Annotated in this window: 6 protein-coding genes and 1 tRNA gene; 4 read left to right on the top strand and 3 right to left on the bottom strand. The window is 65.5% G+C overall.

Features of this window, described 5'->3' with window-relative positions; genetic code table 11:
* Positions 1–620 precede the first annotated feature (620 nt).
* Together JGU66_35830 and ffh are read right to left on the bottom strand one after the other, a co-directional pair.
* Complete coding sequence (locus JGU66_35830; protein ID MBJ6766153.1) at positions 621–1,940, bottom strand: Ig-like domain-containing protein; 1,320 nt, start codon at positions 1,938–1,940, stop codon at positions 621–623.
* A gap of 327 nt (positions 1,941–2,267) precedes the next feature.
* Positions 2,268–3,911 carry a signal recognition particle protein gene (gene ffh, locus JGU66_35825; protein MBJ6766152.1) on the bottom strand — a complete coding sequence of 548 codons (1,644 nt, stop codon included), beginning with the start codon at positions 3,909–3,911 and terminating at the stop codon, positions 2,268–2,270.
* 831 nt (positions 3,912–4,742) lie between these two features.
* On the opposite strand from ffh, the gene JGU66_35820 reads away from it, so the two are divergent.
* The 4 genes from JGU66_35820 to JGU66_35805 all read left to right on the top strand — a co-directional run bounded on the left by JGU66_35820 (position 4,743) and on the right by JGU66_35805 (position 8,251).
* The gene (locus tag JGU66_35820; GenBank protein ID MBJ6766151.1) at positions 4,743–5,864 is read left to right on the top strand and encodes a hypothetical protein; all 1,122 of its coding nucleotides are present in this window, start codon (positions 4,743–4,745) and stop codon (positions 5,862–5,864) included.
* Positions 5,865–6,066: 202 nt separating this feature from the next.
* A tRNA-Leu gene (locus JGU66_35815) sits at positions 6,067–6,152 on the top strand.
* A gap of 89 nt (positions 6,153–6,241) precedes the next feature.
* On the top strand, positions 6,242–7,807 hold the full coding sequence (locus tag JGU66_35810; GenBank protein ID MBJ6766150.1) for an O-antigen ligase family protein: 1,566 nt from the start codon (positions 6,242–6,244) through the stop codon (positions 7,805–7,807).
* Between the two features lie 81 nt (positions 7,808–7,888).
* On the top strand, positions 7,889–8,251 hold the full coding sequence (locus JGU66_35805) for a GFA family protein (protein ID MBJ6766149.1): 363 nt from the start codon (positions 7,889–7,891) through the stop codon (positions 8,249–8,251).
* Positions 8,252–8,338: 87 nt separating this feature from the next.
* Here the strand turns inward: JGU66_35805 and JGU66_35800 are convergent.
* On the bottom strand, positions 8,339–12,754 hold a 4,416-nt coding region (locus JGU66_35800; protein MBJ6766148.1), incomplete at its 5' end, for an amino acid adenylation domain-containing protein.

Raw genomic sequence — 12,754 nt, 5'->3', positions numbered from 1 at the left:
ACGGGGCCTACCGGCGTCCAGTCGCGCGTGCCGCGACTCCACACAGGGGGACGGACCTTTGTGTGAGAAGCCCAGTCGATGCAGGGCTCTTTGCATGGAGGGACGGCTGATGACGATGCCCGTGCGGCTTGTCTGCTCGGCCATCAGTTCGCGCATCGTCGCGCGTCCGGCCTCTGTGCCACAAGTCACTTGAGCGCGGTGGCCACCATGCCCCGGATGGGCGAGAAGTTGCCGCCGCCTTTGGGCTGCTTCGCGACGTCTCCTGTCTCCCGGTGCAAAGCAAGACGCGGCTGGCCGTCGCCTCGCCAATACCCAGTAGGTTGGCAATCTGCGTATACGACAGGCCCTCGTCGTAGAAGGCGCGCACGATGGCCCGTCGCATCTTCTCCGAGTGGGATGCCTTTCGCTGACCCCGAGAAATTCAACCCTCGACGTTCGCGTCAAACAGGCCCTGGATTAGATCCATCGGTCAGCTTCGGACATGCAAATTCCGCTCATGTGGAGCAGGGGCTTGCCTTCGCACCTATGCATGTTCGCTCAATGTCGAGACTGATTCATATGACCCAATGAGACGACCTGCTCGTCCGGTTTTTGGGAAGGCTTTGCGTTGGCGATGGGTGCTATTGGAATTCATACGTGATTATTAGCTCGGCTAGGCCTGGGCTTGATTCTGAGTCGGAGCTTAATGCGTCAATGGAGTTGTCGTGTGTAGTGTTCTCGAATCGGAGGCGATATTGCGTTCTGTTGTTCCTTGTTGTGCGATTGCTCCAGTCGCTGGCTGTCCATTCGGTTACTGAGACAAGTGTCAGCGGAGGGCCGCTCGATGGGGGGATGACTAGTTGACCCGCGAGAGACGGGGAATTGTAGTCAGCCACTGTTTTGGGATTCTCAGTGTCGAAAGAAAGATCTAGCTCCTCGCCGATGTCTACCGGCTCAAGATAGAGATTTCCGAGTTTCGAGAAGGGGCTTCCGGCGACAGTGCTGATCTTCCAGATTAATTGAGACTGAATAATTGCAGTTGTTGTTGCGGGCAGCGAGTCTAGTTTGAATCCGAGAAATAATCGATAATTCTGATTGTCTAGTCTCTTTCCGACGAGGACCTCGTTGTAGTAGTGGGTTTGTAGAAAATATGAAGGTGCGCCCACCGAGCCAGTGGTTGCGAAGTCGATGCCGATGTGGACTGTTCCTGTCTGAATTGTCTTGAATGTTTGTGTTGTCGGGGCGGATAGTTGATTTCCTGAAAGATCGTCTGCGGTTGGTGCGAGTGTCCACGTAATCTGGGTGCCAGAGGGAAATGGTGTTGACGGGGTGAAGATCATATCTTGGCCCGTCTGGTCCCACGAAAATGTACCGGAGGTCGCAGTTGTTGGGGATGTGATTGTAAATGCGCGTTCGGTTTTTGCTTTGTTCATAGGCTCCGAAAATGCGAGCCGTATGGCGGTATGGGTGGATACTCCCTTGGTGCCGTCGCTTGGCGTTGTGGTGAGTAGTCTGGGACGAGTGGTGTCGATTTGGTTGGACTTGGTTGTGAATGAGAGAAGTAAGGGTTGAAGAGAGTTGCCTGCGAGATCTGTTCCTCGGATTGTCAGGGTGAATGTTGTTGCGAAAGGAAGGGCGCCAGTGGGATGGATCGTTGCCTTGGTGTCGCGGTCGCTCCAGCTGGGAGTGGTGAGGGGGACTTGGGGTGAAATTGCAACTTGGAATGACTGTTGAATGATTGGCTCTGAAAAGATGAACTCGATTGCGGTTGTCGTTTCTACTGCGGTGGAACCGTTGGTCGGGCTGACGCTCTCGATGAGTGGGCTTGTGAGATCCTGCTCACCAGCATCGGGCTTGATGTTGGGGTTATTGGGCTCTTCATGCTGATTGCCTGCGTCCTCATGCTGCCCTGCATCACTCGGGGCGGAATGATTCGGCGCTTCAATCGCGGGAATCTCCATGCACGCGGTGAGCGTGCTGAAGATCAACAACAGGGATAGGGGCCTGTAATGTGGGCTCATGGGGTCGGGGGGCCTCGCAAAAGTCGTTCCAGGTCAGTGCTTGAGCGTGCGGAGTAGTGGCTTCGGCTTGCTTCTCTCCGCGACGTGTTTCGTTGGTGGCGGGCTTCTTCACGCGGCGAAGGCGCTCGTGCTGTCTCAGGGATTGGACTCGTGTCCGAGGGCAGGGATGTTCTGCTGGGGCGCGACGAGGCCTGAAATGCATGTGCCCGCGACCCCTGATGACTCGGAGCGCGGGCACGAAAACCGCAGACGTCCTGTGACGTGTTGCTACTTCTTCTTGCGGTTCTTCTTCTTGTTCTCCTTCTCGCGCTTGCGCCGCTCCTTGATGGCGTCGCGATCCTCGGGCTTGCCCGTCGCCGACGGCGGGGCGTACCCCATGAGCCGCGCCTTGGCCATCGCAGCCTGGCCGAGCGGGGGCGTGTAGCCCGGAGCCATCTGCGGCAGCTGCATGGGCATTCCCATGCCGCCCATCCCGCCCATGGCCTTCTCCATCATCTTCGCGTCTTTGCCGAACATGCTCCCCAGATCCATGTTCTTCATCTGGCTGAGCTGCCCCAACTGCTTGAAACCGGGGATCCGCCCCAACAGGCCCGGGTTCTGGCCGATGGTGCCCATCACCTGCTGCATCATCCCGAACTTCTGCAGCAGCTCCCGTACCTCCTCAGGCTTGCGACCACTTCCCTTGGCGATCCGGTTGATGCGGCTCGCGTTGATGAGGTCCGGACGGAGACGCTCCTTCTGCGTCATCGAGTCGTACATCGACTCAATCTTCGTCAGCTCCTTCTCATCAGGATTGAGGTGCTCCGTCAGGTCGCCAAACAGGGGGAACTTCTCCAGCAGGTCCTTCAGCGGTCCCATCTTCCGGACCATGCGGATCTGCTCGACGAAGTCCTTCATCGTGAACTGGCCGGACAGCAGCTTGCGCGCGTCGTCCTCAGCCTTCTTCTCGTCGACGACCTTCTCGAAGTCCTTCATCAGGCCGACGATGTCGCCGAACCCAAGGATGCGGCCCGCAAGGCCTGCAGGGCGGAACTCCTCGAGCTTGTCCATCGACTCGCCCATGCCGAGGAACTTGATGGGCTTGCCCGTGACTTCCTTGATGGAGAGCGCCGCGCCACCACGCGCATCACCGTCCAGCTTCGTCAGGATGAAGCCATCCAGTCCGAGACGGCGATCGAACTCCGCTGCGGTCCGAACCGCGTCCTGACCAATCATCGCGTCACAGACGAGCAGGATGTTGTCAGGGTGCACGTTCGCTTTGATGGCCTCGAGTTCGGCCATCAGCGCCTCGTCGATGGCGAGTCGTCCCGCCGTGTCGACCAGGACCACGTCGCACTTCTGCTCGCGCGCGGCGGCGGCGCCTCGCTTGGCCAACTCGGGCGGGGCGACACCCGGCTCGAAGTAGACCGGCACCTTGAGTCGCTCGCCCAGGACCTTCAGCTGATCCACGGCGGCCGGGCGGTAGATGTCCGCGGCGACCAGCAGGGGCTTGCGTCCCTCCTGGATCAGCTTGTTGGCGATCTTGCCTGTCGTCGTCGTCTTACCGGAGCCTTGGAGGCCCACCATCATGATGCTCGAAAGCTGCCCCTTCGGCTTCAGATGGAGGCTGGTGTCCACCGGCCCCATCAGGGCCTCCAACTCGTCGTGGCAAATCTTGATGAAGTGGTCCATCGCGCTGACGCGGCGCTTCTGGCCACTCGCGTCGGTCACGGTCGTCTGGACCACCTCGCCCACGGCCTTCTCGCGAACGCGGGCGACAAACTTCTTCACGACATCAAATGCCACGTCCGCTTCGAGCAGGGACACTCGAATGTCGCGGAGCGATTCATCGATCAGCTCCGGGGTCAGCTCGCTCTTGCCGGCGAGGCGGTTCTTTGCGGCGCGAAAGCCCTTGGTGACGGTCTCGAGCATGGGGGGCGCTTTATACCAGGGGGCGGTGAGATGCGACGTCCGTCCGTACCCCCTGCGTTCGAGACTGGAGAGATAGGCCCCTGGGGGCCTTGCCGGAACTGGCGCTTGTCAAGTGCATCCTGCCTACCTCGCCAAGCTGCCCGTTGGGCGCCCGGGCCTTGGACGCGACCTCACAGTGCATTGCTGGTCTGGGCCCTGCACGGTCCCAGACTGTCGATGGCTCGTTCGCCGTGTACCGGTTCCTTCCTTGACCCCGTTCATTCTGGGGGGGCGCGCCGCGAGTCAGTTGTCCGGCCAGGGTAGGAGGCTGGTGCCGCCGTGCTCCCGGCGGCAGGGGCAAGGGCTCATGGCCGCTTCCTCGCGTTGGTCTCTCGCCAATGGCCTCCGTGAGCTGAGCATGGGCGCCTCCGTTGGCCTTGGGTTGGGGTCGGACTTGAGGGCGGAGGCGCTTCCTGTTGCTTGCCGTTGCCGCCACGAACCGCCGTGGGATGACCTTGGGTGGTTCTGTTCTCGCGACTCGGGTTGGGCGCGGACTTGAGGGGGCGGCGGCGCTGCGCGGCTCCCTCGCGACTGGCTTTGAGAGGGACTTGGGTGGTCCCGTCTCCTGCGTGGGGCGGACTTGCTCGGTGCTCGCTGTTTTCGGCGCGCTGGGCGGTGCTCTTCCCCGTCGGCTTGGCTGGGCTCGATTATGTGAAATTAGAGCAATTATTGAAAATCAAGAAATCCCGCGGTCGCCGTCTTGTTGGCGAGGGCCCATGAGACTGGGGGGCGTTCTTCCTCGTGATTCGAACGGAACGAAAGGGTCGACCGATGGCGACTGAGTTGAGGTGCGTGCTCGCAGTGCTGTGTTCGTTGGGGCTGGTGGCCTGTGGCGTGGGGCCTGACGAGGCGGAACCTTCGCCGTCTCACCTGGCGCGCGATACGTCGGCGCTCGGGACGGTGGGCGAGGGCTTTGCCTATATCGATCCCAACCTGCCGGACGTGAATCCGAACTACCTCTACAACTCCACGGGCGGCGCGGTCACCTATGAGACCCTGGCCGGGTTCACCGGGCGGTACAAGGTCCGCTTCGTGGGCCTTGGGCGCGCCGAGGGAGATGTGCAAGTCGTCGCGTATGGCTCGACTCCCGAGCGCTGCCGCGTCGACAACTGGACCCCCGAGGGCACCACGCTCGCCATCTACATCCGGTGTCACGCGCCCAATGGCGATCCCGCGGCGAGCGCCTTCGTCGTGTCCTACCTGGACATGACGGGCATGGTGCAGACCTATCCCCTGGGGGCTTACCTCTGGACCGGCGCCGCGACCGCCACCACTGTTCCCGGGGCCATCTCCGTTCCCACCAACTACCAGTGGAACTCCACGGGAGGGGCCAACTCCGTCACGCAGACCGCGACTGGGCGCTACACCGTCACCTTGGTCGGAATGAACTTCTCGAACGCGAGCGTGCATGTGACCGCGTATGGCGGCACCAATGCGCAGCACTGCAAAGTCCTGAGCTGGGGCGCCGGAGCTGTCGCCACGGTGTACGTCGGCTGCTACGACACGACGGGGAATCCCGTCGATAGCATGTTCACGTTCTCGTTCGAGCGCGAGACGCTCATTCCCAACCATGTTGGCGGACATGCGTGGATCAACGGCCCTACCTCCGCGCCTGCGGCCTATCAAAAGCTGGCGAACGAGGTCATCTGCATCGCCCCGGGGACGGCCAGCGTCACCCATCCCGAGGACAACTACGTCGTGAGCTTCAGCAAGTCCGGCGCCTTCAATCACTCGATGTCCATGGTGACCGGCTACGGCGCCAACTCGAATTACTGCAAGGTGGTTCGTTGGATCGCCGGCCCCGGTCCCACCGAGACGTGGGTGGAGGTGCGGTGCTTCGACAAGGACGGCGTGATGAGCCCGTCCTCCTTCACGGTCACGTACACGTCCGCCTACGTCGTCGGGCCCTGCTGACCCCGTGGCGGGCGGGCCGGGGCCACTCGCTTGGGTGGCCCTTGGGCCCGCCTCGCCGCTTGCTTGCTGCGACCACCGGGGTGCGGCTAGCTTGCCCCCGGCTCCTGACCCCGGATGGTTCTTCCGTCCATGCTTCGAACGGCCTCCAGGCTGGTGCGGAGCGGGTGGGGCGGGCCGGGATGTGAGTGGTGGGCGCAGTCGGGCACGAGTGGCGGAACTGGCAGACGCAGCGGACTTAAAATCCGCTGGCCCGCAAGGGCCGTCCGGGTTCGATTCCCGGCTCGTGCACTTCCATTCGGGGCAGGACAGAGGGGCTCCGGTCGGTTGCCTCCTGGCTTCCGGGTGGAGTTGGTGGGAGATAGCCTGCCCCGCGCCCCATGCACTCCATCCCTCGTCCCTCCTACTGGCGCTATGCCGCGTTGATCGCGGTCCTGGGACTGGCCTGCATTGGGGGCGCCGCTGTCAGTGACGGCAACCCGGTCATCGCCATGGCCCCGGTGGCGGCCGCCACGGTGCTGTGGGTGATGCTGAAGATCCCCCTGCGCTACCAGGCGCTGGCGGTCTTCTATCTCGTGCTCGCGGTGGACTACACGCCCGAGCGCCCTCAGTCGATGCTGTGGCGCTCGCCGCTCTTCCCTCTGGGACAGCTGCTGTTCTCCCAGCTCCACGAACTCGTGGGCATTGGCGCGCTGCGCTTCCCGCTCGTGGATGTCCTCATCATCAGCTTGATTGGCCTGGGCATCTACCGACGCGCCACCCGGTCGACGATTGATCCACCCGTCATCCCGCTGCCCAAGCCGCTCATCGCCATTGTGGCGCTCTCCGCCATCACCATCCTGTGGATGGAGGTCTGGGGCATCATCAACGGCGGGGACGTGAAGAACTCGCTGTGGCAGTGGCACCAAGCGGCCTGCATGCCGCTCATGGTGATGATGTTCCACTACAGCCTGCGCGGGCCCGAGGACTGGCCCGCGGTAGCTCGGACTGTCATTGCTGGGGCGCTCACCAAGTCCGCCGTCAGCACGTACTTCGCGCTCGTCGTCATTCCGTCCCTGGGCAAGGAGGTCGAGTACACCACGTGCCACTCGGACTCGATGACCTTCATCTTCGCGCTCATGGTGTGCATCGCGCGCTGGCTCGAGCGCCCCAAGCTCGCTCACGCGCTGCGCGGCATCCTCATCATCGTGCTGGTGTTCATCGGGATGTTCTTCAATGACCGCCGGCTCGCCTACGTCAGCATGGTGGGCTCCATCGCGGCCGCGTACTTGTTCAACCCGTGGACGCCGTTGAAGAAGCTCGTCACGCGCGCCGCCCTCCTCCTGATGCCCGTGGGCGTCCTCTACATGGCCGCGGGGTGGAACTCGAGCAGTGGCATCTTCAAGCCCGTGCAGACCGTCCGCTCGCTCGTGGACGGCCAGCACGCGGAGGGCGAGCTGGACTATCGCGACATCGAGAACCTCAACCTCATCGCGACCTGGCGCAGCCACCCCATCATCGGCACCGGCTACGGACATGAGTTCGTGCTCGACTACCCGATGCCCGACATTGCCTTCGTGTTCCCCCAGTTCCGCTACCACCCGCACAACTCACTGCTGGGGTTGCTCGCGTTCGGTGGCGTCCTGGGCTTCACCGGCATCTGGATGTACCTGGTCGCGACCGTGTACCTCATCGCGCGCGCCTACCATCGCAGCCATGCACCCGAGCACCGTGCCGCCGCGCTCGTCATCATCGGCGTGGTGGCCTCGTACCTGAACCAGGTGTTCGGCGACATGGGCATCATCTCGTACATCTGCACGATGCTTGTGGCGGTGAGCGTGGCGATGACGGGCAAGCTGGCCATGGTGACGGGGGCATGGCCGTGGCCGGCACGCGAGCGTGTGCTGGGCCTTCGCCCTGTTCAGGCTCCCGCGCCTCTGGCCGAGGACGTCCGTCCAGCGGCTTGACGCGGTTCGCCAAGGCCCGGCTGGAGAGGGCGCGTCGTGTTTTTACAAGGCGCCGCGCCTGGGCTGCCGCAAGATGCGCGGATGACCAACCTCCAGAATGTCGCGGGCGGCTGCCACTGTGGCCAGGTCCGCTTTGACGTGAAGATGGACCTCACCCAGCCCATGATTGCCTGCAACTGCTCCATCTGCGGCAAGACGGGCGGCATGTTGGGCTTCGTTCCGGCCACGCAGTTCAACCTGCTCTCCGGCCGCGAGCGCCTGACGGACTACCAGTTTGGCAAGAAGACCATCCACCACCTGTTCTGTTCGACCTGTGGCGTGCGCCCGTTCGGGCAGGGCAAGGGACCGGATGGGCAGGAGATGTATGCCATCAACGTGCGGTGCCTCGACGGCGTGGATGTCAGCACGCTGAAGGTCGTGCCGTTCGACGGCAAGAGCCGCTGATTCATCCTGGGTGCGCACGGGCTCGGGGGCTTCCTCCGAGCTTCGTGCGCACCCACCCCGGCCTCTTGGGGCCGAGGGAGTGACGCGCTACGCGACTCCCAGTGCTTCTCGCAGTCGAGCCGCGACCTCGTCCACGTGCGGCTCCTGCATCAGTTGCGCGTGCGGGCCCGCCACGTTCACCACCTCCAGGCCGGTCACCAGCTCCGCCCAGCCTCGATGGCGCGGCACCGTGCTGTCCGCCTCCTGCTTCGCGCTGAGCAGCAACACGCGACCCGCGTAGGGCTTGGGCGCGTAGTGGTCCATCGCGAGCATGTTCGCCCGGTAGACGGTGAACAGCGCGCGGAGCTGCGCGGGGCCCGTCCTCGCATCCAGGATGTGCGCCGCGAGGCCCGCCTGGAGGAGCAGCGCCAGCATCTCCTCGTCTCCCATGCGCTCGAGCGCCTCGTCCGACACGGGCAGCTCGCCGCCGAACGCGTGGGCCGCGGTGTGCGCGAATGCGAGCCGCACCAGTGCGTCCGGCGTGAGCGTCGCGGCGGCCTGCGAGGCCTTGGCCAGCGCGGGAACGTGCGAGTCCATCATGGCCAACAGCTCCACCTTCTCGCCCTGTGCCTCAAGACGGCGCGCCATCTCGTAGGCGACGACTCCGCCCAGGGACCAGCCGCCCAGGCGATAGGGGCCGTGGGGCTGCGCGCCCCGGATGGCCTCGATGTAGAGCGCCGCCATCTCCTCGAGCGTCTCCGTGGTGGGCTGGCCCTCCAGGCCTCGCGCCTGGAGTCCGTACACCGGGAGGCCCGGGCCCAGCTTCCGCGCCAGCTCGCCGTACGGCAGGACGTTGCCACCCACCGGGTGGACGAGGAAGAGGGGGCGCTGGCCCGGTTCGCCTTGCTCCAGTGTGACGAGCGGCGACCATGCCGGGGCTTCCTCGCGCAGGATGCGCGCGAGCTGCTCGATGGTGGGCTGCTGGAAGAGCGCGGCCAGCGGCAGCGTCCGACCGATGCGCTCGCGCAGGGCCGCCACCATCCGCACCGCCAGCAGGGAGTGTCCACCCAGCTCGAAGAAGCTGGTGCGTACTCCAACCGGGCGAACGCCGAGCAGCTCTTCCCACACACGCGCCAGCTGCATCTCCAGCTCGTCGCGCGGCGCCAGGTGGTTGCGCGTGGACAGGGCCGCGGCGGTGGGCTCGGGCAGGGCCTTGCGGTCCACCTTGCCGCTGGCGTTCATGGGCAGCGCTTCGAGAACCATCATCGCGCTGGGCACCATGTGCTCGGGCAGGGCTTCGCGCAGGTGCGCCTTGAGGTCGCTTGCCTCCACCGTGTGCTCGGGCTGGAGGACGACGTAGGCGACGAGGCGCTTGTCGCCGCCGTCCTCCCTCGCGATGACGACCGCGTCCTTCACCGCGGCGTGCTTGCGCAGCGCGGATTCAATCTCTCCCAGCTCGATGCGGAAGCCGCGCAGCTTCACCTGGAAGTCGATGCGGCCGAGGTACTCCAGCTCCCCGTTGGCGAGCCAGCGGACCCGATCGCCGGTGCGGTACATGCGGGCCCCGGGCTCCGGGCTGAACGGGTTGGGGATGAAGCTCGCCGCCGTGAGGGCCGGCCGCCCGAGGTAGCCGCGCGCCAGGCCCACGCCCGCGACATACAGCTCGCCGGCGACGCCCACTGGCACCGGGCCGAGGTTCGCGTCGAGGACGTAGGTCTGCACGTTCGCCCACGGCTTGCCGATGGTCAGCCGCGTGGCGTGGTCCTCGACGTAGGAGAACGTGGTGGCCACCGTGTTCTCGGTGGGGCCGTACGCGTTGATGAGCGTGCGGCCTGGCTTCCAGCGGTGCGCCAGCTCCAGGTTGAGCGCCTCGCCTCCCGAGGCCAGGGCGGTGAGTCCCTCGAGGCCCTCGGTGCCGAGCTGGCTCAGCACGGTGGGCGTGAGCGTGACGGCGGTGATGCGCTGCTTCACCAGGAGCTTGCGCAGGGGCTCATCGGGCAGCAGGCGCTCGCGCGGCGCGAGCACCAACGTTGCTCCCGCGACGAGCACTCCGAAGATTTCGAAGATGCTCGCGTCGAAGCTGGCCGCCGCGTACTGGAGCACGCGACTGCCGGGCGCGTGGCCGTGCATGCGCTGCGTCTGCTGCGACGTGTTCACGAGGCCGCGGTGGTGGAGCAGCGTGCCCTTGGGCTGACCCGTGCTGCCCGACGTGTAGATGACGTAGGCCAGGTTGAGGGGCGACAGGCCCGCGTCGGGCGCGGTGGTCGGGAGGCTGGCGACGTGTGCGCGGACGTCGTCGAGCTGGACCACCGTGAGCCCTTCGGCGCTCCGCAGGTCCTGGACCAGCGTGCCCTGGGTGAGCAGCAACGGCGCTCCACTGTCGCGGCGCATGTAGTCCAGGCGCTCGAGCGGATAGGCGGGATCGAGCGGAACGAAGGCGCCTCCTGCCTTGAGGATGCCCAGCATTCCGATGATGAGGTCCGGCGAGCGCTCCAGGCACAGCGCGACCCGCACCTCCGGGCCTACGCCGAGCGTCCGCAGGTAGTGCGCCAGTTGGTTGGCGCGCGCGTCGAGCTGCGCGTACGTCACCGTGTCCTGCTCGTAGGCGAGGGCGAGTGACTCGGGCGCGCGGCGGGCCTGCTCCGTGATGAGCTGCTGGATGCTGGCCTCGGACGGGAAGTCCGCGCGGGTTTCGTTCCAGGCGACGACGAGCTGGTGGCGCTCGGCAGACGTGAGCAGCGGGAGGCTCGAGAGGCGAGCCTCGGGCTGCGCGGTGATGCCCTCCAGCAGCACGGTCAGGTGCCGCACGAGGCCCTGGACGGTGGCCTCGTCGAAGAGGTCGGTGCTGTAGTCGAGCGTGCCGTAGAAGCCCTTGGCCGAGTCCTGGAGGACCAGGGAGAGGTCGAACTTCGCGAAGTGGGACTCCGCTCCCAGCTCGATGGTCTGGAACGAGAGGCCCGGGACTCGGAGCGCTTCGATGGGCGCGTTCTGGAGCGCGAACATCACCTGGAACAGCGGGCTGCGGCTCAGGTCGCGCGCGGGCTGGAGCACCTCGACGAGCTTCTCGAACGGGACGTGCTGGTGCTCGTAGGCCGAGAGCGTCGTGGCGCGGACCTGGGCGAGCAGTTCCTTGAACGTGAGGTCCGGCGTCAGGCGCGCGCGCAGGACGAGCGTGTTGACGAAGAAGCCGATGAGGCCCTCGGTCTCCGCTTGCGTGCGACCCGCGATAGGCGAGCCGACCGAGATGTCGTCCTGGGCGGTGTAGCGCGCGAGCAGCGTCTGGAAGGCCGCGAGCAACAGCATGAACGGCGTGGCGCTCTCGCGCTGCGCGAGGGCCTTGAGGGCGTCGGACAGCTCGGCGCCGAGCCGGAGCGTGATGCGTGCGCCGCGCTGCGACTGCACCGCCGGGCGCTGGCGATCCGTGGGCAGCTCCAGGACGGAGGGGGCTCCGGCGAGCTGCTCCTTCCAGTATCCGAGTTGCGTTTCCAGCGCCTCGCCTTGCAGCCACTGGCGCTGGCGGGTCGCGAAGTCCGCGTACTGCACGGGCAAGGGCGGCAGGTTCGGCGTCGTGCCTGTGTTGAGCGCGGCGTAGAGGGCCGCGAGTTCACGCACGAGGATGCTCATGGACCAGCCGTCCGAGACGATGTGGTGCATCGTCAGGAGGAGCACGTGGTGCTCCTCGCCGAGGCGGAGCAGCGAGGTGCGCAGCAGCGGTCCCTTCGCGAGATGGAAGGGCTGCCAGGCCTCGTGCTCGGCGAGCCGCCGCGCTTCCGCCTCGCGCTCGGACTCGGGCAGAGCGGAGAGGTCGGTGAGGGGCAGGCTCCATCGGCTGGGCGGGTGGATGTGCTGGACCGGTTCGCCGTGATGCTCGGCGAAGGTGGTGCGCAGGGACTCGTGGCGCTCGGTGAGTGCCTCGAAGGCGTGCCGCAGGGCCTCGACGTTCACCGCACCGTGCAGGCGCAGTGCGATCGGGAGGTTGTAGGACGCGCTTCCCGGCTGGAGTTGATCAATGAGCCAGAGGCGCTGCTGCGCGAACGAGAGGGAGAGCTTCGACTCCCGCGACGTGGGCTCGAGCGTCGATACGTGCGCACCCGGCAGCGAGTCGATGCGGAGGGCGAGCGCGGCGACGGAGGGGGCCTCGAAGAGGGCGCGGAGGGGGAGTTCGACACGGAGGTCGGAGCGGATGCGCGAGACGACCTGTGTGGCGAGGAGGGAGTGTCCACCGAGGGCGAAGAAGTCGTCGTGGATGCCGACGCGGTCGAGGTGGAGGACGGAGGCGAAGAGGGCCGCGAGCGTCTCCTCGACGGGGGAGCGCGGGGCGACGAAGGAGGACGCGGAGGCAGGAGCCTCTGGGGCGGGCAGAGACTTGCGGTCGACCTTGCCGTTGGAGTTGAGGGGGAGCGCCGCCAGGACGACGAAGGCGGAGGGCACCATGTACTCGGGGAGGCGCTGCTTGAGGTGAGCGCGGAGGACGTCGGCGGAGACGCCGGAGGAGTCCTTTGCGGTGAGGTAGGCGACGAGGCG

It is taken from the genome of Myxococcaceae bacterium JPH2, from assembly GCA_016458225.1.
GTDB lineage: Bacteria > Myxococcota > Myxococcia > Myxococcales > Myxococcaceae > Citreicoccus.
Note: the sequence above shows the minus strand (reverse complement) of the source record. Positions and strands in the feature narration are given on the sequence as shown.

Excerpts from the sequence above, each read along its gene's own strand:
- JGU66_35830 (MBJ6766153.1), bottom strand. The coding sequence starts at position 1,940 with ATGGAGATTCCCGCGATTGAAGCGCCGAATCATTCCGCCCCGAGTGAT.
- ffh (MBJ6766152.1), bottom strand. The coding sequence starts at position 3,911 with ATGCTCGAGACCGTCACCAAGGGCTTTCGCGCCGCAAAGAACCGCCTC.
- JGU66_35810 (MBJ6766150.1), top strand. The coding sequence starts at position 6,242 with ATGCACTCCATCCCTCGTCCCTCCTACTGGCGCTATGCCGCGTTGATC.
- JGU66_35805 (MBJ6766149.1), top strand. The coding sequence starts at position 7,889 with ATGACCAACCTCCAGAATGTCGCGGGCGGCTGCCACTGTGGCCAGGTC.